Source organism: Actinoallomurus iriomotensis, from assembly GCF_030269445.1.
GTDB classification, from domain to species: Bacteria; Actinomycetota; Actinomycetes; order Streptosporangiales; family Streptosporangiaceae; genus Actinoallomurus; species Actinoallomurus iriomotensis.
The window spans coordinates 310,494-331,566 of record NZ_BSTJ01000013.1; the positions used below are offsets into that span (position 1 = coordinate 310,494).

A 21,073-nucleotide genomic window follows, 5' to 3' on the forward strand; every position below is an offset into this window, starting at 1 on the left:
TTAGCCCGCATTGTCCGCGACGACGTGGATGAGGTTGCCCGCCTGGGCGACGATGGCCCGGCGCCAGGCGTCGAAGGTCGGGTCGCTCACGTTGAACGAACTCTCGAAGTGCTGCATGTCCGGCGTGTGGATGTGGCCGGCCGGGATGTGCAGGCCCATCCGGTCGCGCAGCAGCGTGTTGCGGTAGGCGCTCTCGTTGGACAGGTAGTTGCCGCCTCCGCCGCTGTACGAGCAGGAACCCGGGTCCGGCGGCGTCGGCGCGGTCGGCGGCGGGTAGTCCGTCGGCGGCGGATTGTTTCGGGTCACCTGCCGGGTGGAGGCGCAGTCCGGGAACTCGGTGTAGTTCGTGTGCCAGACGACGCCGAAGGCCACGGACGGGTCCGGCCACTCGTCGCCGGGCGGCCGGGGGATCGGGGCGCCGGTGTTCGCGCGGATCAGCTGGGCGATCGGCAGCGTGGTGGTGGTCCACTGCGGCGGGTCGGTCAGGCTGAAGGTCTTCGGGCCGCCCCAGCGGTCCACGACCGCCGAGTCGCAACCATGCTCGTTGACGGCGAGCTGCGGCACGCCGCCCACCGTCGGGCACGGCCGGCTGTGGTCGTTGCCCGGTGAGACGCCGTGGTAGCGGCCGTTCCACTGTTCGAGGTCGAACACCGAGTCGCCGGCCTGGCTCACCGTGATCGATGCGTCGACCCGCCGGGGGCCGGGGCGCATGTACGGCCCGACGGTGTCCTCCAGATAGCCCTGCTGGAACTCGGTGTAGTTGACCGGAAGCGTGTACGCCTGGATCTCGGCGGTCCGGCCGTCCTTCGTCCTGTACGTGGTGCCGTCGAGGGCGAGGGCGGTGGCTCCGGACGGGTTGCCGTGCCGGATGTTGTCGCCCACCGTTCCCGGAGCGCTGCCGGTGGTGCCGCCGTCCAGCGTGTACGGGTCGAAGCCGCTCACGATGACCCGCCGGACGCCCCTGCCGGCGGGGAACCGGATGTCGAACATGCCGCGGGACGCCCGGTCGTACGCCGTGATCAGCGCGGACCGCTGCGTGCCGGACAGCGCGAAGCCGGGGGTCCAGCGGCGCAGGGTGGCGGTCGACTGGAGACGCGTCCAGTAGAGCGGGCGGTCGTCGCTGTACGGAAGGGCGCCCGTGACGCGGCCCTTCCGCTGGGCGCGGGCCACGGCCGCCCGCCAGAGCGCCTCGCCCTCGCTCCGCACCAGCGCCGTCGCGGCCTCCAGACCGCGGGTACGGCACAGCCGCCGCGTGAACTCCGGCCCGTAGCCCTGGAAGCCGCCGCCCTCGATCATCTGGTCGGCGAACGAGGCGGACTGGGGAGTCGACGGGTCGTCGTTGTCGGGCAGGACCCAGGACAGCCGGCTCTCCTCGACCGACAGCGGCGCGGTGGAGCCGACGCATCCTCCGGCGCCGGTCCGCGCCGAAGCCGGGGTCGTGCCGAGAGAGACGCCCGTCGCCGAGAGAACGGCGAGAACGCCGACGGCGGCTCCGTACCGGATGCCGGGGAGTTTCATCCTGTTCCTCTTCGACGATCGTCACCGTTGACAGCGACTGTAAGAAGTAGTTCAACAATCAGTCAAGGCGGACCCTGCCTGAACCTTACTGTGTAAAGGCGCCGGCCCGGGGCCTCAGCCCCAGACCTCGGCGGCCGTCTCCACGATGAGGCGGAGCTTGGCGACCTCCTGGTCGTACGTCAGCACGTTGCCCTCCACCGTCGAGGAGAAGCCGCACTGCGGGGACAGGCACAGCTGGTCCACGTCGATGTACTTCGACGCCTCCTCGATGCGCCGCTTCAGCGTGTCCTTGGACTCCAGGTCCCCGCGCTTCGTCGTCACCAGGCCCAGCACGACCCTCTTGCCCCGCGGCACGTACCGCAGCGGCTCGAAGCCGCCCGACCGCGCGTCGTCGTACTCCAGGAAGAAGCCGTCCACGTTCAGCTCCCCGAACAGTGCCTCGGCGACGAAGTCGTAGCCGCCCGAGGCCACCCACGAGGAGCGGAAGTTGCCCCGGCACATGTGCGTGGTGATCGTCATGCCGTCGGGGCGATCGGCCAGCGCCGCGTTGATCTGCTTGATGTACCGCAGGTGCATGTGCTCGGCGTCGTCGCCCCGCGCCGCGAGCTCGGCGCGCTGGGACGGGTCGTTCAGGTACGCGAGGCTGGTGTCGTCGAACTGCAGGTACGTGCAGCCGAGCTCGCCGATGCGGCGGACCTGGTCGGCGTACGCCGCGCTCAGGTCGGACCAGAACTCCTCCACGTCCGGGTACACGGCCGGGTCGATCGACGCGGGGCCGCCGCGGTAGTGGACCATGCTGGGGGAGGGGATGGTCAGCTTCGGCGTGTTCTTCGTGACGTAGCCCTGGAGCGCGCGGAAGTCGTCGGCGAAGATCGTGTGGTCGAGCCGCACCCGGTCGTGCACGCTGAGCGCGGCCGAGGTGAAGTTCAGGTCGCCGGCCTCGTTGCGGAAGTGGATCTCCATCTGCCCGCCGGCGGCGGGGTCGATCCCGCCGAGCTGGTAGATGAAGTCCATGTGCCACGTCGTACGGCGGAACTCGCCGTCGGTGGCCGTCCGTAGCCCGACCTCCTCCTGCATCGCCACGACGGCGCGGATGGCCTCGTCCTCTGCGGCCCGGAGCTCCTCGGCGGTGATCCGCCCGGCGGCGGCATCCTCGCGGGCGCGCAGGAGCTCCGGTGGCCGTAGCAGGCTTCCGACATGGTCGGCGCGGAACGGGGGCTTCGCGTGTGCCGGCATCGTCGCCTCCAACTGGTTGACGGTTTGATCAGTCTGCTCCGCCCGCGCCGAACCGTCGAGTCACTGCGCCGCGCTCTCCAGGCGTTCGATGCGGCGGATCAGCGGCTCGATCTCCCTGCGCACGGCCGCGGCCAGCGCCGCCTGCGGATCGACGGCCGATTTCTGCGCGCGCAGGTGGGCGTAGCCGGCGACCGCCGCGCTGACCGTACGGCGCACCGCACGCGCGTCGGCGCCCAGCGAGCGCAGGACCTTGCCGGCCGTGCCGTCGGGCTCCAGCGCCAGAGCCACCAGCAGGTGCTCGCAGCCGATGTAGTTGTGCTGCATCCCGATCGCCTCGGTGGCGGTGAGCTCCAGCGCGTTCGCGGCCGGACCGCTGAATCGCCGTCCCGCCTCCTCCTCGGCGGCGGCCGGGGTCGCGCGCGCCAGCTCGCGGGTCAGCTGGTCCGGCTGGATCTCCAGCACCTGCAGGACCTGCAGGCCCAGGTTGCCGCCCTCGTCCAGCAGCCCGCCGAGAAGGTGCTCGGTGCCCACCTCGGGCACGCCCTGCTCGCGGGCCCGCCGCACCGCGAGCCGGAGCGTGGTGCGCGCCCGTTCGGTGAAGTTCGGCAGGCGCGAGGCCAGGTCCTCCGGGCCCGTGTCGCTGAGGACCGCCGCGCGGATGGAGTTGACCCGGCGGACCGCCTGGTCCAGCGCGCGCTGGCAGATCGCGGACACGGGCACCCCCGAGTCCTTGACGGCCTCGGCCAGGTCGTCGGGCAGGTAGACGTTGATCTTCGGCATCTCGACATCCCTCCGGATCTGTAGGTGCGGTTACCATAACCCCTATGGGGGTACTTTCATATAACCCCATCAATGACTTTCGGCGACATGAACGACGGCGGCACCGATGTTCTGGTGGAATGTTGGATCGTGCGCAAAAGGTCGAATATCGAACCCGGAATGGAACTCGGCGGACGCTACCGCGTGGAGGAACCGATCGGGGCGGGCGGCATGGGGGACGTCTGGCGCGGCGTCGACCTGCGGCTGCGGCGACCGGTGGCGATCAAGATCCTGCCCGCCGACCTGGCGGCGGAGGAGTCGGCGGTCGAACGGTTCAGCCGGGAGGCGGAGACCACGGCGGCGCTCCAGCATCCGGGCATCACGGTGACGTTCGACATCGACGAGCACCGGGACGGCCAGGAGCGGCTGATCTTCCTGGTGATGGAGCTCCTCACCGGCCGTGACCTCGGCAGCTTCCTCGCGCGAGAACCCGGCGGAGTGCCGATCGAGATGGCGGTCTCGGTGACGGCGCAGGCGGCGGACGCGTTGGCGGCGGCGCACTCGCGCGGGATCGTCCACCGCGACATCAAACCCGCGAACCTCTTCCTGCTCGACGACGGGCGGGTGAAGCTCTGCGACTTCGGCATCGCCCGGCTCAGCGACGCGACACAGCTCACCGCGGCCGGCAGTTTCATCGGCACGCCCCTGTACATGGCCCCCGAGCAGTTCCGCGGCGAGCGGCTCGACGCGCGCTCCGACCTTTACTCGCTCGGCTGTGTGTTGTACGAGCTGCTCGTCGGCGCGCCGCCGTTCGACGTGGCGGACAATCCCGCCGCGATCATGTACCGGCATCTCAACGAGACGCCGGCCCCTCCCCGGTCGCGTCGGCCCGACGTGCCGGACCATCTCGACCGGCTGACTCTCGACCTGCTCGCCAAGGACCCCGCCGCGCGGCCGCAGAGCGCCCCGGCGGTCGTCGCCGCCCTGCGCGGCCAGGCCGACCGGCGGCCCCCGGCCGCGCCGACGACCCCCGACTGGGCTCCGAATCATCGTTTCCCGAGTAACGCGGCGACCCGCCAGGACGAGCCGCCGGAGACCATCGGACACTCCCGGCCGAAGCGGGGGCGCCGCGCGGGCGTCATCGCCGGTCTCGGCGCCGCGGTCGTGGCGCTCGCCGCGGGCACGGCCGTCGCGCTGACGTGGGACGGCAAGCCGCCGCCCAGGCCCGGCCCCACCCCGACGAAGAGCGCCGCTGTTCAGACGCCGCGCGCGGAGAAGACGGGACCGTTGATCGCCGGCTGGAAGACGACGCTCGCCCCGCAGTACGGGATCGCCTACGACGTGCCACCGACCTGGAAGGTGCAGAGTCCCGACTGGGTGACCTGGTTTCCGGACGCGAAGAAGAACATCCTCGCCGCGGAGAAGGCCGTCGCCGAGGTCGACCAGGGCAAGTGCACACGGGCCGATGCCGGTATCCGGGGTGGCGTGCTGTCCGCCCAGACGCCGTCAAAGGACCAGCTGGGCACTCTGCAGTACGCGGCCGCCGATGAGGCCCGCAAGTGGGCGAGCGCCGCCTACGGGGGAGCCGGCGCGCACCCCCGGCCGCCGACGGTCAGCACCGGCCAGGGCGGAAGCATCACGCTCAACGGCATCGACGCCGCGTACACCATCGTTTCGGTGACGACCGCCCCCGGCGGCGACGCCTGCACCCCACCGCACGCGATGGTGGAGACGATCGCCATGGCGTCGGTGCCGGGATCGTCGACCGGACCGACCTTCTTCACCGTCTTCGCGGACCGGAACGTCTCCGGGGAGGTCTCCAGCGAGGAGATCAAGAAGGTCATCGGCACCATTCGCCCGTACACCTGCCCGCCCGGTAAGAAGGCGCAGGATGACAACCAGTGCCATTGACGACCGTGCGGTGAGGCGGAAGAGGCGGCTCGCCGTGGCCGGGCGCGCCGTGGGGTAGTTTCGAACGCGGTTCGGAACAGTGCCACGGGAGGGCCGATGACCTTCACATCCCCCGGTGACGTACGTGAGCGGCTCTCGTCCGTGGGCTATCTGCCCGACGACGCCATCGCGACGACGGTCTACCTGGCCGCGGCGTTGGGCAAGCCGCTGCTGGTCGAGGGGCCGGCCGGGGTGGGCAAGACGGAGCTGGCCAAGGCCGTCGCCGAGATCACGCGGGCCGGGCTCGTACGGCTCCAGTGCTACGAGGGCCTGGACGAGCCGCGCGCCCTGTACGAGTGGAACTACAAGAAGCAGCTCCTGCGCATCCAGGCCGCCGGTGACCAGGACTGGAACGCCACTCACGACGACATCTTCACCGAGGAGTTCCTGCTCGAACGGCCGCTGCTGACCGCGATCCGGCGCGCCGACCCGACCGTGCTGCTGATCGACGAGACCGACAAGGCCGACGTCGAGGTCGAGGGCCTGCTCCTGGAGGTGCTGTCGGACTTCCAGGTGACCATCCCCGAGCTGGGCACGATCACCGCCGTGCGCCGGCCGTTCGTCGTGTTGACCTCCAACGCCACCCGTGAGCTGTCCGAGGCGCTCAAGCGGCGCTGCCTGTACCTCCACCTCGACTATCCGAGCCCCGAACGCGAGCGCGACATCGTCAGGGTCCGCGTGCCCGGCATCGAGGACGCCCTCGCCGAACGCCTCGCGCAGGTCGTCGCCACGCTGCGCGCGCTGGAGCTGAAGAAGGCGCCCTCGATCGCCGAGACCATCGACTGGGCCCGTACGCTCCTCGCGCTCGGCCTGGACCACCTCGACGCGGACGCGATCAACGCCACCCTGGGAGTCGTCCTCAAGCACCACTCCGACCAGGAGCGCGCCCGCAAGGAACTCGATGGCTCTTCTCGATAGGCACATCGGTTTCGTCGCGGCGCTGCGCGAGGCGGGGCTGCCGGTCTCGCTCGCCGAGGGGCTCGACGCCGTCCACGCGCTGGAGGCGGTCGACCTGGGCGACCGGGCGTCGCTGCGTGCGGCGTACGCGGCCACGCTCGTCAAGCGTCCCGCGCACCGTGAGGCGTTCGACCTGCTCTTCGACCTGTGGTTCCCGGCGGTCATGGGCAGCACCGAGGAGGCGCGCGACCGGCCCGCGTACGGCGACCCGGAGCTGGCGCGGCTCCGCGACGAGCTCAGCGGCATCCTGCTGAGCGGCGACGATGAGGCCCTGCGCGCCTTCGCCCGCGGGGCCGTGGGCGCGTACGGGCGCGGCAACGGCGGGTCGGGGACATGGTTCTCCTACCAGGTGCTGCGGATCCTGTCGGCGGACACGCTCATGGCCGGGCTGCTGAACGCCGTGCTCGCCGAGCGCGGCGGCCTGGACGAGAAGGTCGCGCGGCGGACCTTCGCCCGGCGGATCGCCCGGTTCGAGGAGCTCGTCGGGCAGGACGTACGCCGCCGGATCGCCGAGGAGGGCGGCCTGGAGCGCGTCGCGCGAGCCAACGTGCGGCCGCCGCTCGAACAGGTCGACTTCCTGCGCGCCACCCGTGCCGACCTGGCCGCCCTGCGCCGGGAGATCCACCCGCTCGCGCGCCGTCTCGCCACGCGCCTCACCGTGCGCAACCGTCACGGGCGGCGCGGGCGCCTCGACTTCCGCCGTACGGTGCGGACCTCGCTGTCCACCGGCGGCGTGCCGCTGACCACGCACCACCGCCCGCGCCGTCCGCACAAGCCGGAGCTGGTCGTGCTCTGCGACGCGAGCGACTCCGTCTCCTCCTTCGCCCACTTCACGCTGTTGCTGACGTACGCGCTGCGCGAGCAGTTCGCCAAGGTGCGCGCGTTCGCGTTCATCGACGGGCTGGACGAGGTCACCCGGTTCTTCGCCCCCGGCGCCGACGTGGTCGAGGCGATCACCCGGATGACGAACGAGGCCGACATCGTCTGGGTGAGCGGGCACAGCGACTACGGGCGCGCGTTCGCGGTCTTCGAGGAGCGGTACGGCGACGCGGTCACGCCCAAGACGTCGTTGCTGATCCTCGGCGATGCCCGGACGAACTACCAGGATCCGGGCCTGGACACGGTCCGCCGGCTCATCGGGCGGGCCCGGCACGCGTACTGGCTCAACCCCGAGCCGGCCAGGGACTGGGACTCCGGTGACTCCGCTGCCTCGGTGTACGCCGAGGTGTTGCCGATGCACGAGTGCCGGAACCTGACGCAGCTCGCGGAGTTCGTCGAGACGCTGGCCTGATCCCGCCGCCGAGGACGGGGTATGGCATGCGATATGGACCTTTCGTTCCTCAGGGCGCTGTATGACCGCCCGGGGCCGTTCGCGTCGGTCTATCTCGACATGCGGCGTACGGAGGATCCGCGGGCCGTGGAGGTGCGCCGGCACGTCCAGTGCAAGGAACTGGCCGATCAGGGGGCCCCACCGGAGACGATCGCGGCGGTCGAACGCGTCGTTCGCGATGAGAAGGAGCGGCGGGAATCCGGTTGCCTGGCGGTGTTCGCGTGCGGCGGTGAGGTCGCGTACGCGGTGCTGCTGGACGGCCCGCCGCGTGAGGAAGTGGCCCGGTACGCGCCGCTGCCGCACGTCGTACCGCTGCTCGAACAGCGGGGGGAGCCGGTCTCCCGGCTCGTCGCCGTGGTCAACCGGCTGGGCGCGAACCTCACCTGCGTCGCGGCGGACGGCACCCGGTGGGGCGCCGTGGTGCCGCCGTCGGTGGAGGCCCCGGTGCACAAGCCGAAGGGCGGAGACATGTTCCGCCAGCCGCACGTGCAGCAGGCCGCGGAAGAGGCCTGGCGCGCCAACGCGAAGAAGACCGCGCGCGTGATCGACCAGACCGTCGGCTCCTGCGGGTTCGAGCTCGTGGTGATCGCGGGCGACGTACGGGAGCGCGCCGCCGTACTGGAACAGCTGTCCGAACCCGTGCTCGCCCGCACCGTCGAGTCGCGCGCCGGCGGACCGGGCCTGGACGCCGACGTCGCCGAGACGGTACGGCGGACCCGGGCCGCGCGGATGACCTCCGCCGTGGAGCGCTTCAACGAGCAACTGAGGAAGGGCCGCCGTGCCGTGGACGGCCTGCGGCCCGTCGTCGGCGCGCTCCGCAACGCCCAGGTCGCGAGCCTGCTGATCGACGGCCGCGCGGACGCCGGTACGCCGGTGTGGACGGGGCCGCGTTGCACCGACCTGGCGACCTCACCAGACGAACTGCGCGACCGCGGCGTGGCCGACCCGGTGCCGGACCGCGCGGACGCCGCCCTGGTGCGGGCGCTCGCCGGCACGGACGGCGAACTCCTGCTGATCACGCTGGACGACTGGCGCGCCTACCAGGGGCTGGGCGCCCTGCTGCGGTACGGGGACCGCGCCGCCGTCCCGTGAGACGCCGCAGGCGGATCTACCTGACGCTGATGGGGATCTGCGGCCTGCTCTACCTGATCTCCTGGACGGTCGTCGCGCCGTTCTCGCGGGTGTGGGCGGTGGCGCTGTCGGCGGTGGCGTCGATCCTCCCTCTCGTCGCGGTGATCATCGCCAACCGCGACGGGACGACCTGACCGCCGGCCGGCGCCCGCGAGCACCTGCGGGCGCCGGCCGGCGGCGGCTCAGGCGGCGAAGCGCAGGACGGCGCCGATGCCGTGTTCCAGCGGCGGCCCCTCCTCGGACAGGACGACGATCTCCGCGCCGGTCTGCGCCAGCGCGCGGGCCAGGACGGCGTCGGCCCGGTCCTGCTCCGGCTCGGCGATGTTCACCGCACGCAGGTCCGCGGCGGAGGCGGCCACGTCGGTCGGCGCCGGGCCGAACCACAGGCGGTCGGTGGACTCTGGATGATCTTCGATGACGAGCGTGTCGACCTGGGCGCGGCGCAGCGCCTCGGTCACGGCGGTCAGGCCGGTGACCGCGCGGCCGCCCTCGCCGCGCTCCCGCTCGAAGCGTTCGACCCGGCCGGTCAGGTTCTCCGTCTCGGCCAGCTCGACGGCGCGCTCCACCTCTTCGGCCAGCGGCGCGCCCTCCGCGTGGCGGGACTCCACCGTGCGGGCGAGCACGGGTTTGGACAGCTCGTCCAGCACCGCGCTGCGCGCCTGCGGGTCGCCGGCCAGGACGATCACCGCCGCCTTCTCGCGGGTGGCCTGCTCATCGACCGTACGGGCGACGGCCTTGGCGTTGGCGCGCCAGGTGTCCTCGGCCGCGCGCTGCATCCGTGACTGGTTGAGGTCGCCGCCGTGGGGCTTGCGGATCGGGAACTCGTTCTCGGGCCGGACCTCGGTGGTCCGGCGCGTCCGGTCGCGGCCCACCCGGGTGATCTCGGCGCCCTGCCGGTCGGCCACGACGACCAGGTACGGAAGCGGCTCGGGCCCACCGGCGAGCAGCGGCATGACGTGGGGGAGCGGCCCGTAGTGCACCTGCTCGGCGACGGGCGGCGCGTCCCGTACGTCGGACAGGACCACGCCCGCGTCCGTGGCGAACGCCGCGAGCCCGCCGGAGGTCCGGCGCTCGTCGTGCTCACGCACCAGGTCGTCGAGGGCGGCCAGGGCCTCCCGTGGAGCGCCGTCGGCGGCCGCCTTCTCCCGCAGCGCGCGCCAGCGCAGCTCGATGAGCTTGGACGAGTCCTCGGCCGTCCGCGTCATGTCCAGGTAGATCGACACGTAGGGGCCAGGCCGTTCGTACAGCGGTCGGAGAAAGGAAAGGTCCATGGGGCTCGCCGTTACCCGCTCCTGCCGGGCCAAACATGGGCGCCCGCGCGACATCGGCCGGGGGGTTACCGGGTCCGCGCCCGGGTAGGCGACCGACATGGCAGACGCGGTGATCTTCGATGTGGACGGCACGCTGGTCGACACCAACTACCTGCACGCGGTGTGCTGGTGGGAGGCGTTCCGGCAGCACGGGCACGGCGTGGACATGGCCGACGTCCACGGCGCGATCGGCATGGGGTCGGACAAGCTCCTCGACCACCTGCTGCCGGACGATCGCGACCGTGACGCCGACGACGACATGAGAGCCGCCCACCGGTCGCTGTACGCCACGTTCTGGCCCCGCCTGCGCGCCTTCGACGGCGCGGCCGACCTCCTGCGCGCCTGCGCCGGGCGCGGCATGAAGGTGGTCCTGGCCAGCTCCGCCGCCGCGAGCGAACTCGCGGCGCTGCGTGCCGCGCTCGACGCCGACGACGCGATCAGCGCCGCCACGTCGTCCAGCGAGGCGGACGAGAGCAAGCCCGCGCCCGACATCGTGTCCATCGCCCTCGAACGCGCCGGCGTGGAGCCCACGCGCGCGGTGTTCGTCGGCGACACGATCTGGGACGTGCACGCCTGCCGCAAGGCCGGTGTCGTCTGCGTCGCCGTCCGCACCGGCGGCATCTGCACCGAGGACCTCCGCGAGGCGGGCGCGGTGGAGGTCTACGAGAGCACCGCCGACCTCCTGCGCAACCTCGACCACAGCCCCCTCGCCGCCTCCTGAGCGGGCGGCCCGGAAAGATCTCCGTCTCACCCTTCCCGCGAGCCACGCTTTCCACCCTCTTACCCATGTGAGCCACGGCCACCGGGCCGGGCCAGAGGAGAAGAGGACCCGAATGGAACCGGTGGCGGTGGTGACGGCGACGGCGCCGTTGCTCGGCGGCCTGCTCTCCGCGGCAGGCGCCTGTCTGCGCGGACGATCCCGGCGGCTGTCGCGGCGGGACCTGGGAGCGCTTCCGCCGGGCAGCCGCGTGATCGACCTCGGCGGTCGCGGCCTGGTGGTCGAGATCGGCGACCCGGCGCGCCCCTCGTCCCCCGCGGGCGATGAGTGATGGCGAAGGCGGGGCTGCCGGTGTCCACGACGGGCCGGATCCGGCCACCGGTGACGCCCGCGCCGCGCCTGCCGTCAGCATGGACCCGATGCGGCAGGGCTTCATGGACTTCTTCGACGCCGAGTACCACCAGGTGGTGCGGTTCCTGATGCTGAACGGCGCCGGCCGGTGGGAGGCCGAGGACGCGGCGCAGCAGGCGTTCACCCGCGGTTGGATCAAGGTGAGGCGCGCGCAGTGGCCGCTGATCGACAGTCCACGCGCCTGGATCCGCGCGGTCGCGCTCAACGAGTTCCGGACCCAGCGGAGGAACCCCGCACCCACCGACCGGCGGCCCGAGAAGGCCGGGTCCGGTCCGGGGCACGCCGAGCTGACCGGTCAGGCCCTGGACGTGGTGTCCGCGCTCAACCGAGTGGAGGACGAGAACGCCCGTGCGGTGGTGGCCCTCGACCTGGACGACATCCCCGGGCCGGAGATCGCGGCCATGCTGGGAGTCACCGAGCAGAAGGTACGCGACCTGCGGAAGAAGGCCCGCCGTACGCTCAAGCGGCACCTGTCTCCGCCGGGCCGGCCCTCGGCGGAGACGGCCCGGCCGGGCGGCGTCGAGGGGAGGGACGGGCGATGACCGACGACCCGCGAGAGCCGCAGGACGAACTCACCGACGAGGAACTCGACGAAGCCCTTGCCGCCGGCCACGCCGATCTGCTGGAGCAGGTACGGATGGGCGACATCCCGATCTCCGCCCTGACGGCGTTGATGGGCGCCACGGACGATGATGAGCCCGCCCGGAACCGGCGCGAGCGTCCGCCGGCCCGACCGGCCGCCCCCGGCGACCCCGATCCGGTGACACTCATCACTCGGCGCGCCCGGTGTCTCTCTCACATACGCGCGGTGGACCAGGCCCGCTCATCGCTCGACGCCCTGCGGAATGCCCAGGACCTGATCGAGATGATCCGTGGCGATCGTCCTGCCGCGCGTGAGGTCGTCCTGGGCGTGGTCGATGATCTGGCCCTCGTACCCCATCTCGATCCGAGCTACCTGCGGGAGCTCGCCGAGATCCTCCGAGCCGGCGACATCGGCGACGTCGACCGCGCCCGCGCCTGGGTCTACGCCCGCGACTTCGCCAAGGTGCTCCGCACCATCGTTTTCCGCGATCTGGACACCGTCCGATCCTCTGCCCGTCTTTTCGGCAGGTACTTCTCCCTCGACCTGGGGGTGGACGTCCGCGACCCTCGCGACCGCCCCCGCCGGGCCGAGATCGCCCGTGAGCTCGAAAGCGTCCGCGAGCGCGCGCTCTATCTCTGCCCCCGGGAGGTGAACGCCGCCGGTGCGGATCTGTCCGGCCTCCAGGTCACCGACCTGGACGACCTGGTCGGCGTGGTCTGGGATCGGGAGACCCGCTGGCCGCCGGGCCTGCGCGAGCGGGTCGCCGCCTATTCCGAGGAGATCGCCTCGGGCGTCTACCGGGTGGTGCCGTACGGCCCCGAACGCGATCCGGTTCGCGGCCCGGTGGTGTGAGCGGCGGTGCGGCCCGGTCCGGCCTTGTCCGGAAGTGGACCGCCCGGCTCAACCGGCGGGTAACCGCCTTCGTCGTACTCTGCTCGGGCGCGAGGAGCCCCCTGGGACGTGAGGAGACGACCGTGAACGATGTGAGCCGGCGCGGATTCATCGCGGGGACGGCGGGAGCGGTCGCGGCGGGCGTGGCCGCGCCCCGGCGGGCGCGGGCCGCCACCACGGCGACGGCGCTCCCGGATCCCGGCGAGTCCGGCATCGACCACATCGTCGTCGTGATGATGGAGAACCGCTCCTTCGACCACTACCTCGGCTGGCTCCCGGGCGCGGACGGCCGGCAGGCGGGGCTGACCTACACGGACGCGAGCGGCGTCGCGCACGACACCCATCACCTGACCACTCCGTCCGGGTGCGGATTCAACGACCCCGACCACTCCTACGGAGGCGGCCGGACCGAGTTCAACGACGGCGCGTGCGACGGCTGGCTGCGGGCCGGGTCCAACGACGCGCTGTCCATCGGCTACTTCGAGGCCGCCGACCTGGCCTTCTACGGGCGCGCGGCGCGGGAGTGGACGGTCTGCGACCGGTACTTCGCCGCCATGATGGCCCCGACGTTCCCGAACCGGTTCTTCCTGCACTCCGCCCAGACCGACCGTACGACGACCTCGGTCGACAAGATCGCGACCATGCCGGCGATCTGGGACCGGCTCGCCGACAAGGGCGTCACCGGCCGCTACTACTACAGCGACGTGCCGATCACCGCCCTGTGGGGCACGAAGTACCTGGGCATCAGCCGTCAGATCACCGAGTTCTACCTGGCCGCGGCGACCGGCACGCTGCCGCCGGTCTCGTACGTCGACCCGGGCTTCCTCGGCGAGGCGGTGCCCGGCATGTCCGAGGACGAGCACCCGCTCGCCGACATCCGTCTCGGCCAGCACTTCCTCGGCAAGGTCCACGACGCGATCGTGACCAGCCCGAACTGGGAGCGCACCGTCCTGATGATCACCTACGACGAGTGGGGCGGCTTCTTCGACCACGTGCCGCCGCCGGTCGGCCCCGACCCGAATCCCGACCTGGGCGCCGGGCTGCGCGGGTTCCGCGTGCCGTGCGTCGTCATCTCCCCGCGAGCGCGGCGCGGCCACGTGGCGCACGGGCTGTACGACCACACGTCGGTGCTGAAGATGATCGAGTGGAGGTTCGGCCTGGAGCCGCTGACCGTACGCGACGCCGCCGCCAACAACCTCGCCGAGGTCCTGGACTTCACCGATGCGCCGAACCTCACGGCGTCGCGCTACAAGATCCCGCTGCCGATCACGCTCGGCTGCCTGGTGCCCGACCACGCCCACTCCGGCGAGGACTGGCCGGAGCTCGCCGCGCTCGCGCGCAGCCGGGGCTTCACGACACCGTAGGCCGTAGGGAAACTCTCCGGCTCCCGAACTACGATCGGAACCGTTCACATCCGGTCAGGGCGTGGGGAGAACCGTGAGCGACCTCCAGGGAGCGGCGGACGGGCGCAAGCCGGTCTTCGGCGCCGAGCGGCGCGTGCGGATCCTCGAACTCCTCCGCGCGAACGGCACCCTGTCGCTGCGGCAGCTCGCCGAGGCCGTGCAGTCGTCGGAGGTCACCGTACGCCGCGACGTGCGGGCGCTGGAGGCCGACGGCCTGATCGACCGCCACCACGGCGGCGCGTCCCTGCCCGGCGAGCTGTCCCGCGAGCCGACCCACCTGCAGAAGGCGCAGGTGGCCAAGGCGGAGAAGGCGGCCATCGCCGACCTGGCCGTGGCGCTCGTCGAGGACGGCGACGCCGTGGTGATCGGACCGGGCACCACGACGCAGGCGCTCGCCCAGCGGCTGACCGGCCACACCGACCTGACGGTGGTCACCAACTCCCTGCTCGTGGCGCAGGCCCTGTCGGCGTCGCCGCGCATCGAGGTGGTGATGACCGGCGGCATGCTGCGGGGCCCCGTCCAGGCCCTGGTCGGCAGCGCCGCGGAACGCTCACTCGCGGGCCTGCGCACGCGCCGCGCGTTCATCTCCGGCAACGGCCTCACCGCCGAACGCGGCCTGTCCACGCCGAACATGCAGGTCGCCAGCACGGACAAGGCCCTCGCCGCGTCGGCGGAGGAGGTCGTCGTGCTGGCGGACCACACCAAGATCGGCGTGAACACCATGGTCCAGACGGTCCCCGCCGACGAGATCGCCCACCTGGTCACCGGCGACGCGGCCCCGCAGGAGGAGCTCTACGAACTGAGCGCCCGCGGCGTCCGCCTCCACGTCGCCCGCCTCTGACCGCCGGGCGGCCCTGGCCCGCCCGGGAGGCAGGGCGGCGTGTCATCGCCGGCGGCGAGGCGCCGCCGAACGGGGCGGCGCCGAACGCATGTGGTCGCGCACCGGCGACAACAGTTCGGCGAGAGCCTCGGTGTCCCGGCGCGACAGCGGCGCGAAGAGCTGGTGCCTGAGGACCTCGGTATGGCCGGGAAGCACCTTGGCGAGCAGCGCCCGCCCGGCATCGGTGATCGCGACCGTGACGCCCCGCTCGTCGTCCGCTGAGGGCGTACGCGTGACCAGGCCCGCCTTTTCGAGCAGCCCTGCCTGGTAGGTCAACCCGCTGCGGCTGTAGACGACGCCGTCGGCCAGGTCGGTCATGCGTTCTCTGCCGGTCGGCGAGTCGAGGCCGAGCCGCGCCAGGAGCTGGAACTGCACGTAGCTCAGATCGCCGGCCTCGCGCAGCTGCTGCTCGACCGCGTGCCGAAGCAGACCCGCCACGTCCATGAGAGCGAAGTACGCACCCAGCTGGACGGCGTCCAGCGGCTCCGGTGTGTCAGGCATGGCACGACCTTACCAGTTGCTTCATTTTCGAAGCACTTGCTTCAACTTCGAAGCACTGCTACGTTGACCGAAGTGCTTCGAGTTCGAAGCACCTACCGATCGAGAGTGAGGCCCTCACGATGAAGGCGGTTCGCTTCCACGAGTACGGCGACCCTGACGTCCTCCGCTACGAGGACGTCGACGAGCCCGTCCCCGGCACCGGGCAGGTGCGGGTGCGCGTCGCCGCGACGACGTTCAACGGCGTCGATGGCAACATCCGCGCGGGTTTCATGCAGGACCCGATGCCCCTGACCCTGCCGCACATCCCCGGGCTGGACGTCGCCGGAACGGTCGACGCACTCGGCGAAGGCGTCCGCGGCCTTGAGGTCGGTGACCGGGTGGTCGGCTTCCTGCCGTTCGTCGACGACGGCGCCTCGGCGGAGTACGTCCTCGCGCCGGCCGAGATCCTGGCACCGGCTCCGACGAGCATCCCGCTCGCCGACGCGGCCGCGCTGCCCCTGGTCGGTCTCACCGCGTGGCAGGCTCTGTTCGACCACGCCGAGCTGAAGGCCGGGCAGCGGATCCTGATCAGCGGCGCCGGCGGCGCCGTGGGCGGCTACGCGGTACAGCTGGCCAAGGCTGCCGGCGCCCACGTGATCGCCACCGGCAGCCCCCGCAGCGGCGACCGCCTCAAGGCGGCGGGTGCCGACGAGGTCATCGACCACACCGCCACCGAGGTGACCACCGCCGTGACCGAGCCGGTCGACGTCCTGCTCAACCTCGCGCCGATCACTCCCGCCGAGTTCGCGGCGCTGGCCACCCTGGTCCGCGACGGCGGCGTCGTGGTCAGCGCCACCGTGTGGATGCCCGCCCCGGCCGACGAGGAGCGGGGCGTGCGAGCGATCGACCTCTTCGTCCGCAGCGACGCGGGGCAACTGTCGGAACTCGTGGCGCGCGTGGACCGCGGCGAGCTGACCGTCGACGTCGCCGAGCGCGTCTCGCTGACAGACCTGGCGTCGATCCACGCCCGGGCCGCCGCGGGGACGCTCTCGGGCAAGGTCATCGTCCTCCCGGCCGGCGCCTGACGTCTCGGGTGCGGAGCCAGTACGAGCGGGCGGTGAGGGCCAGGGCCACGCCGTACAGGCCGAAGGCGCCGAGGCCGATCCAGCTCACCAGCAGGGCGTCCGCCGAGCTGGGGAAGTCGCCGCGCGGCACGGTCACGACGCCCGCCGTGCCGAGGGCGGCGTAGCCGACGCCGGCGATCCCGTACGGGGCCAGCGTCGCGGCGCCGAGCAGCGCGGGCGTCAGCGGCAGCCAGCGGGGCACCCGCCGCCCGCGCAGCCCGAGAGCCCAGTGCGGGAACCGCAGTCCCCACGGATACACCAGCCCGAAGATCAGGAAGATGCCGAGCGCGGCGAGCAGCGCGGTGGCGTCCACGCCCCACGACTCCAGCGTGAGCCACATGCCGGAGGCACCGTTGCGCCGGGACACGGCGAGCACCCGCGCCCGGTCCATGCCCGCGAACGTGCCACCCGCCGCCCAGACCATCTTCATCGCCGCGTACGGGACGAACGCCAGCGCCCCGGCCCAGGCGGCCGCCCGTACGCGCCGGGAGGCCGGCGCGGGCGGACCGGCCGCCGCCGTGGATCCGGCCGGCCGGGGACGGTGGGCGGACACGGCGAGCAGGACCGCGCCGGCCGCGGCCAGCGCGTGGCCGGCGGCCGCCGCCGCGCCGTCCACGCCCTCGCCGAAGACCAGCGTGATCACGTCCATCAACAGCCCGAACGCGCACGCGGCGGAGAGCCCACAGGCTCCCCACAGCGGTACACGCGCACGGCAGAGGATCGCCACGGCCGCCACCCCGGCCACCGCGACCACGGCCCAGTCGGCTCCGGCCGGTCCGGGACGCGGACCCCGATGGAACAGCGGCGTCCCGGTCAACGCGCAGACCAGCCCGAACCCGCCGTACACCGCCGCCCACGCGAGCCCGACCGGCCTCACCCACGCTCGTTCGTTCGTCACGCCCCCAACGCTGGCGGCCCGCGGCCGGGAGCGTCTCCCCTCTTCAGGGGATCCGCATCCCCTGAACGGGCGATCCGCGCGCCGGGGGTGGGGGTGGTCGGCCCGGAGAACGAGCACCCGACCGCCGCCCGGTCCGCGGCCGGAGGAACACCTGACCGGAGCCGGTTGACCGGAGGCGATCGGAGGGGCAACTATTCCTCTGTCAGGGGGCGACCGGTCCGGGCGAGCGCGGGAGGACTCTCGTGGTACGACCAGCCCTCGAGGCCGCGGCGATCGTCAAGGGCTTCTCCGGCGTGCTCGCCCTCGATCACGTCTCGCTGACCCTCGCCCCCGGTGAGGTGCACGCGCTCGCCGGGGAGAACGGCGCCGGCAAGTCGACCCTCGTGAAGATCCTCACCGGCGTGCAGCGGCCCGACGGCGGGCGGCTGCGCCGCGACGGCGAGCCACTCGTCCTCGACGGTCCGCTCGGCGCGCGGCGCGCCGGCATCCGGGGCGTTCATCAGGACGACAGCCTCATCCCCTCGATGAGCATCGCCCGCAACCTGTTCCTCGGCGAGGAGCCGCGCGGGCGGTTCGGCCTCATCGACACCGCGCGGATGCACCACCGGGCCGCCGAGATCCTCGCCGCGTACGGCCTGCGCGCCGATCCGCGGCGTCCCCTGGCCTCGCTCGGCGCGGGCGCGCAGAAGCTCGTCGCCCTCGCCCGCGCCGTCGCGGCGGGCGCCCGCGTCATCGTGCTGGACGAGCCCACCGCCGTGATGGAGCCGCCCGAGATCGAGATCCTCTTCCGGGTGATCGAGGAGCAGCGCGCACGGAACCGGTCGGTGCTCTACGTGAGCCACCGGCTCGAGGAGCTGTACGAGATCTGCGACCGGGTCACGCTGCTGCGCGAGGGCAGGGTCGTGCACACCGGCCCGCTGACCGCGCTCGCCCGCGCCGGCCTGGTCTCGCTCATGCTCGGCCGGCCGCCCGTACGGCTCCCGGCGGCGCACCCCGGGGAGGCGCACGAGCGGCCGGACGACCCGCCGTACCTGCGCGCCACCGGGCTGACCCGGCGGCACGCGCTGGCCGACGTCTCGATCGAGCTGCGCCAGGGCGAGGTGCTCGGGCTCGGCGGGCTGCTCGGCGCCGGGCGCACGGAGACCGCCAAGGCCATCGCGGGCGCGCTGACGCTCGACGCCGGGCAGGTCACGGTCGCGGGCGCGCCGCTGCGCAACCGGTCCATCACCGGCGCCATCCGCGCCGGCGTCAGCCTGCTCCCGGAGAACCGCAAGGCCGAGGGCATCATCGGCAGCCTGTCGATCCGCGACAACATCAGCCTGGCCGCGCTGCCCCGGCTGTCGCGGTTCGGGGTCGTGTCGACGGCGCGCATCGACCGGATCGTCGAGACGTTCATGCGGCGGCTGCAGATCAAGGCGGCCTCGCCGCAGCAGCGGGTGGACGAGCTGTCCAGCGGCAACCAGCAGAAGGTGCTGCTGGCCCGCTGGCTCGCGATGCAGCCGAAGGTGCTGCTGCTCGACGAGCCGACCCGCGGCATCGACGTCGGCGCCAAGGCGCAGCTCCAGGACCTGCTGGACGAGCTGGCCGTCGGCGGCCTCGCCATCCTGCTGATCTCCTCCGACCTGGAGGAGCTGGTCGGCGGCTGCGACCGCGTCGTCGTGCTGCGCGACGGAGCGGTCGCGGCCGAGCTGACCGGGCCGGAGGTCACCGAGGAGGGCATCATCGCCGCGATGGCCTCGGCGCGGGCGCCGGGCGGGGCGTGATCCCGCCGCCTCCACACGCTCTGAAACGGTCTTCGAGGCGTCAGACGCCGAGCGCGCCCGCCACCGCGGCGCGCAGGGCACGCCGGCGGCGTTCGTGGTCGGCGTCGGAATCGCCGGGGCCGGCCACCACGGACCAGCCGGCCGCGGACCAGGCCAGCGCCATCGCGGTCACCAGCGCCAGCACGTCCGCCGGATCGAGGCCGGCGGCGACGGTGCCGGCCCGCTGCGCCTCCTCCACCGCCCGCAGCTTCCACCCGCCCGCGCCACCCCCGGCCGCGATCTCGTCGGCCGCCACGCCTTCGAGCCGCGCCCAGGTGACCAGGCGGAACAGCTCAGGTCGCGCGACGGCCGCGTCGTACAGGCCGGCCGCATAGCCGGGCAGGTCGTCGGGGGTGAAGGGGGTGGCGTCCACGACGGCGTCGGCGTGCATGCGGTACACGGCGTGGAAGAGCCCGAGCTTGTCGCCGAAGTAGGAGTAGATCTGCGCCTTGTTCACGCCGGCGGCGTTGGCGATGCGGTCGACTCTGGCGCCGGCGATGCCATGGGCGGCGAAGTCGGCGGTCGCCGCGTCGAGCAGCCGCCGGCGGGTGGCCTCGGCATCGCGGACGCGCATGGGAGGAGCTTACCAACCGGTTATTCACTTCGCGGTCCGTGCGGGTAGTCTTCCAACTATCTGTTTAGTTGCTTCATGGGAGAGGGCGACAGTGATGACACAGGCGTACGCGGTCGAGCGGCCGGGCGGGCCCGTTCAGGTGCTCGAGTACGAACCGGCGCCGCTGGGGCCGCTGGAGGTCGAGGTCGCGGTGACGCACTGCGGTGTCTGTCACACCGACGTCGGCATGATCGACGATGAGTGGGGCGTCTCGGCGTTCCCGGTGGTCGCGGGGCACGAGGCGATCGGCGTGGTCACGGCGCTCGGCGACGCGGTGGACCGTACGCGCCTGTCCGTCGGGCAGCGGGTGGGGGTCGGGGCGACGGCGGGCGCGTGCTTCGCGTGTGAGTGGTGCCTCGACGGCCGGCAGCACCTGTGCCCGCACAAGGACAACACGGCGGTCCGCGGCACCGGCGGCGGGTTCGCCAGCCACGTCCGCGCGAGCGACTGGCGATACGCGCACCCCATTCCCGACGTCATCCCCTCCGCGCAGGCGGGGCCGCTGCTGTGCGCCGGGACGACGGTGTTCACGCCGCTGCTGCGGCACGGCGTCCGGCCGACCGACCACGTCGCCGTCGTGGGCGTCGGCGGCCTCGGCCACCTGGCGATCCAGTTCCTCGCCAAGTGGGGCTGCCACGTCACCGCCGTGTCCTCCTCACCGGGCAAGGAGAGCGACGCCCGGCGGTTCGGCGCGCACGACTTCGTCGTGCCGGGGGAGGGGGAGGGGCTGCGGCGGGTCGCGAACGCGTTCGACTTCGTCCTGTCGACCGTCTCGGCGGACCTGCCGTGGGACGCCTACCTGGAGACGCTGCGCCCGCACGGGACGCTCTGCGTCGTCGGGATGTCCGGCGAGTCGCTGACGGTCGACCCGCGGCGCCTACTGACCGGCGAGCGGTCCGTCGCCGGCGGCGTCACGGGCCCGCCGGCGCAGATCCGGCTCATGCTCGACTTCGTGGCCCGGCACGGCATCCGGCCGGCCGTGGAGACCTTCCCCGTCGCGCGCATGGAAGAGGCGCTCGACCACGTACGGCACGGACGCGCCCGCTACCGCGCCGTACTGGAGTTCTGACCGGCCGCCG

At 72.6% G+C, this 21,073-nt stretch carries 21 protein-coding genes; 14 read left to right on the plus strand and 7 right to left on the minus strand.

The window, feature by feature from the left end; all coding sequences use genetic code 11:
* The 3 genes from QSK37_RS42155 to QSK37_RS42165 form a co-directional block, all read right to left on the minus strand.
* The gene (locus tag QSK37_RS42155) at nt 1-1,518 is read right to left on the minus strand and encodes a hypothetical protein (RefSeq protein ID WP_285632790.1); all 1,518 of its coding nucleotides are present in this window, start codon (nt 1,516-1,518) and stop codon (nt 1-3) included.
* A gap of 114 nt (nt 1,519-1,632) precedes the next feature.
* Nucleotides 1,633-2,754 carry a 5-methyltetrahydropteroyltriglutamate--homocysteine S-methyltransferase gene (locus tag QSK37_RS42160; protein WP_285632793.1) on the minus strand — a complete coding sequence of 374 codons (1,122 nt, stop codon included), beginning with the start codon at nt 2,752-2,754 and terminating at the stop codon, nt 1,633-1,635.
* 60 nt (nt 2,755-2,814) lie between these two features.
* Nucleotides 2,815-3,534 (minus strand): Clp protease N-terminal domain-containing protein, encoded by a 720-nt coding sequence (locus tag QSK37_RS42165; protein WP_285632796.1) that lies wholly within the window; start codon nt 3,532-3,534, stop codon nt 2,815-2,817.
* Between the two features lie 72 nt (nt 3,535-3,606).
* On the opposite strand from QSK37_RS42165, the gene QSK37_RS42170 reads away from it, so the two are divergent.
* The 5 genes from QSK37_RS42170 (at nt 3,607) to QSK37_RS42190 (ending at nt 9,015) form a co-directional block, all read left to right on the plus strand.
* Nucleotides 3,607-5,424, plus strand: coding sequence for a serine/threonine-protein kinase (locus QSK37_RS42170; RefSeq protein ID WP_285632799.1), 1,818 nt, complete (start codon nt 3,607-3,609; stop codon nt 5,422-5,424).
* A 96-nt stretch (nt 5,425-5,520) separates the two neighbouring features.
* Entirely contained in the window at nt 5,521-6,381 is an 861-nt protein-coding gene (locus QSK37_RS42175; protein ID WP_285632802.1) for an AAA family ATPase, read from the plus strand.
* The gene (locus tag QSK37_RS42180; protein ID WP_285632805.1) at nt 6,365-7,711 is read left to right on the plus strand and encodes a vWA domain-containing protein; all 1,347 of its coding nucleotides are present in this window, start codon (nt 6,365-6,367) and stop codon (nt 7,709-7,711) included. Before QSK37_RS42175 ends, QSK37_RS42180 begins: the two co-directional genes overlap by 17 nt.
* Nucleotides 7,712-7,744: 33 nt before the next feature.
* The gene (locus tag QSK37_RS42185) at nt 7,745-8,842 is read left to right on the plus strand and encodes a baeRF2 domain-containing protein (protein ID WP_285632808.1); all 1,098 of its coding nucleotides are present in this window, start codon (nt 7,745-7,747) and stop codon (nt 8,840-8,842) included.
* A complete protein-coding gene (locus tag QSK37_RS42190) occupies nt 8,839-9,015 on the plus strand; it encodes a DUF3099 domain-containing protein (RefSeq protein WP_285576800.1) in 177 nt (58 codons plus the stop codon). The genes QSK37_RS42185 and QSK37_RS42190 overlap by 4 nt, the downstream gene beginning before the upstream one ends.
* Nucleotides 9,016-9,063: 48 nt before the next feature.
* Here the strand turns inward: QSK37_RS42190 and QSK37_RS42195 are convergent, their stop codons facing one another.
* Complete coding sequence (locus tag QSK37_RS42195; RefSeq protein ID WP_285632811.1) at nt 9,064-10,152, minus strand: baeRF2 domain-containing protein; 1,089 nt, start codon at nt 10,150-10,152, stop codon at nt 9,064-9,066.
* Nucleotides 10,153-10,249: 97 nt separating this feature from the next.
* Here QSK37_RS42195 and QSK37_RS42200 point away from each other — a divergent pair, with 97 nt between their 5' ends.
* The 6 genes from QSK37_RS42200 (at nt 10,250) to QSK37_RS42225 (ending at nt 15,038) form a co-directional block, all read left to right on the plus strand.
* Complete coding sequence (locus QSK37_RS42200; protein WP_285576804.1) at nt 10,250-10,912, plus strand: HAD family hydrolase; 663 nt, start codon at nt 10,250-10,252, stop codon at nt 10,910-10,912.
* Between the two features lie 112 nt (nt 10,913-11,024).
* Nucleotides 11,025-11,240, plus strand: coding sequence for a hypothetical protein (locus QSK37_RS42205; RefSeq protein ID WP_285632814.1), 216 nt, complete (start codon nt 11,025-11,027; stop codon nt 11,238-11,240).
* Complete coding sequence (locus QSK37_RS42210) at nt 11,233-11,862, plus strand: sigma-70 family RNA polymerase sigma factor (RefSeq protein ID WP_285632817.1); 630 nt, start codon at nt 11,233-11,235, stop codon at nt 11,860-11,862. The genes QSK37_RS42205 and QSK37_RS42210 overlap by 8 nt, the downstream gene beginning before the upstream one ends.
* Nucleotides 11,859-12,755 (plus strand): hypothetical protein, encoded by an 897-nt coding sequence (locus QSK37_RS42215; protein ID WP_285632820.1) that lies wholly within the window; start codon nt 11,859-11,861, stop codon nt 12,753-12,755. The genes QSK37_RS42210 and QSK37_RS42215 overlap by 4 nt, the downstream gene beginning before the upstream one ends.
* Before the next feature lie 122 nt (nt 12,756-12,877).
* Complete coding sequence (locus QSK37_RS42220; RefSeq protein WP_285632823.1) at nt 12,878-14,158, plus strand: alkaline phosphatase family protein; 1,281 nt, start codon at nt 12,878-12,880, stop codon at nt 14,156-14,158.
* A gap of 73 nt (nt 14,159-14,231) precedes the next feature.
* A complete protein-coding gene (locus QSK37_RS42225; protein WP_285576812.1) occupies nt 14,232-15,038 on the plus strand; it encodes a DeoR/GlpR family DNA-binding transcription regulator in 807 nt (268 codons plus the stop codon).
* Between the two features lie 42 nt (nt 15,039-15,080).
* Here the strand turns inward: QSK37_RS42225 and QSK37_RS42230 are convergent, their stop codons facing one another.
* On the minus strand, nt 15,081-15,578 hold the full coding sequence (locus tag QSK37_RS42230; RefSeq protein WP_285632826.1) for a MarR family winged helix-turn-helix transcriptional regulator: 498 nt from the start codon (nt 15,576-15,578) through the stop codon (nt 15,081-15,083).
* A gap of 119 nt (nt 15,579-15,697) precedes the next feature.
* On the opposite strand from QSK37_RS42230, the gene QSK37_RS42235 reads away from it, so the two are divergent.
* A complete protein-coding gene (locus tag QSK37_RS42235; RefSeq protein WP_285632829.1) occupies nt 15,698-16,642 on the plus strand; it encodes an NADP-dependent oxidoreductase in 945 nt (314 codons plus the stop codon).
* Here QSK37_RS42235 and QSK37_RS42240 read toward each other — a convergent pair.
* The gene (locus QSK37_RS42240) at nt 16,617-17,579 is read right to left on the minus strand and encodes a hypothetical protein (RefSeq protein ID WP_285632832.1); all 963 of its coding nucleotides are present in this window, start codon (nt 17,577-17,579) and stop codon (nt 16,617-16,619) included. The genes QSK37_RS42235 and QSK37_RS42240 overlap by 26 nt on opposite strands.
* 242 nt (nt 17,580-17,821) lie before the next feature.
* Here QSK37_RS42240 and QSK37_RS42245 point away from each other — a divergent pair, with 242 nt between their 5' ends.
* The gene (locus QSK37_RS42245) at nt 17,822-19,342 is read left to right on the plus strand and encodes a sugar ABC transporter ATP-binding protein (protein WP_285632835.1); all 1,521 of its coding nucleotides are present in this window, start codon (nt 17,822-17,824) and stop codon (nt 19,340-19,342) included.
* 40 nt (nt 19,343-19,382) lie between these two features.
* Here QSK37_RS42245 and QSK37_RS42250 read toward each other — a convergent pair whose 3' ends face one another.
* On the minus strand, nt 19,383-19,955 hold the full coding sequence (locus QSK37_RS42250) for a TetR family transcriptional regulator (RefSeq protein WP_285632838.1): 573 nt from the start codon (nt 19,953-19,955) through the stop codon (nt 19,383-19,385).
* Between the two features lie 94 nt (nt 19,956-20,049).
* Between QSK37_RS42250 and QSK37_RS42255 the strand changes: the two genes are divergently transcribed.
* On the plus strand, nt 20,050-21,063 hold the full coding sequence (locus tag QSK37_RS42255; protein WP_285632841.1) for an NAD(P)-dependent alcohol dehydrogenase: 1,014 nt from the start codon (nt 20,050-20,052) through the stop codon (nt 21,061-21,063).
* The last annotated feature ends 10 nt before the right edge of the window (nt 21,064-21,073 follow it).

What these genes read in the sequence shown, in the direction of transcription:
- QSK37_RS42155 (WP_285632790.1), bottom strand. Translation starts at nt 1,518, where the DNA reads ATGAAACTCCCCGGCATCCGGTACGGAGCCGCCGTCGGCGTTCTCGCC.
- QSK37_RS42160 (WP_285632793.1), bottom strand. Translation starts at nt 2,754, where the DNA reads ATGCCGGCACACGCGAAGCCCCCGTTCCGCGCCGACCATGTCGGAAGC.
- QSK37_RS42165 (WP_285632796.1), bottom strand. Translation starts at nt 3,534, where the DNA reads ATGCCGAAGATCAACGTCTACCTGCCCGACGACCTGGCCGAGGCCGTC.
- QSK37_RS42170 (WP_285632799.1), top strand. Translation starts at nt 3,607, where the DNA reads ATGACTTTCGGCGACATGAACGACGGCGGCACCGATGTTCTGGTGGAA.
- QSK37_RS42175 (WP_285632802.1), top strand. Translation starts at nt 5,521, where the DNA reads ATGACCTTCACATCCCCCGGTGACGTACGTGAGCGGCTCTCGTCCGTG.
- QSK37_RS42180 (WP_285632805.1), top strand. Translation starts at nt 6,365, where the DNA reads ATGGCTCTTCTCGATAGGCACATCGGTTTCGTCGCGGCGCTGCGCGAG.
- QSK37_RS42185 (WP_285632808.1), top strand. Translation starts at nt 7,745, where the DNA reads ATGGACCTTTCGTTCCTCAGGGCGCTGTATGACCGCCCGGGGCCGTTC.
- QSK37_RS42195 (WP_285632811.1), bottom strand. Translation starts at nt 10,152, where the DNA reads ATGGACCTTTCCTTTCTCCGACCGCTGTACGAACGGCCTGGCCCCTAC.
- QSK37_RS42200 (WP_285576804.1), top strand. Translation starts at nt 10,250, where the DNA reads ATGGCAGACGCGGTGATCTTCGATGTGGACGGCACGCTGGTCGACACC.
- QSK37_RS42205 (WP_285632814.1), top strand. Translation starts at nt 11,025, where the DNA reads ATGGAACCGGTGGCGGTGGTGACGGCGACGGCGCCGTTGCTCGGCGGC.
- QSK37_RS42210 (WP_285632817.1), top strand. Translation starts at nt 11,233, where the DNA reads ATGAGTGATGGCGAAGGCGGGGCTGCCGGTGTCCACGACGGGCCGGAT.
- QSK37_RS42215 (WP_285632820.1), top strand. Translation starts at nt 11,859, where the DNA reads ATGACCGACGACCCGCGAGAGCCGCAGGACGAACTCACCGACGAGGAA.
- QSK37_RS42230 (WP_285632826.1), bottom strand. Translation starts at nt 15,578, where the DNA reads ATGCCTGACACACCGGAGCCGCTGGACGCCGTCCAGCTGGGTGCGTAC.
- QSK37_RS42235 (WP_285632829.1), top strand. Translation starts at nt 15,698, where the DNA reads ATGAAGGCGGTTCGCTTCCACGAGTACGGCGACCCTGACGTCCTCCGC.
- QSK37_RS42250 (WP_285632838.1), bottom strand. Translation starts at nt 19,955, where the DNA reads ATGCGCGTCCGCGATGCCGAGGCCACCCGCCGGCGGCTGCTCGACGCG.
- QSK37_RS42255 (WP_285632841.1), top strand. Translation starts at nt 20,050, where the DNA reads ATGACACAGGCGTACGCGGTCGAGCGGCCGGGCGGGCCCGTTCAGGTG.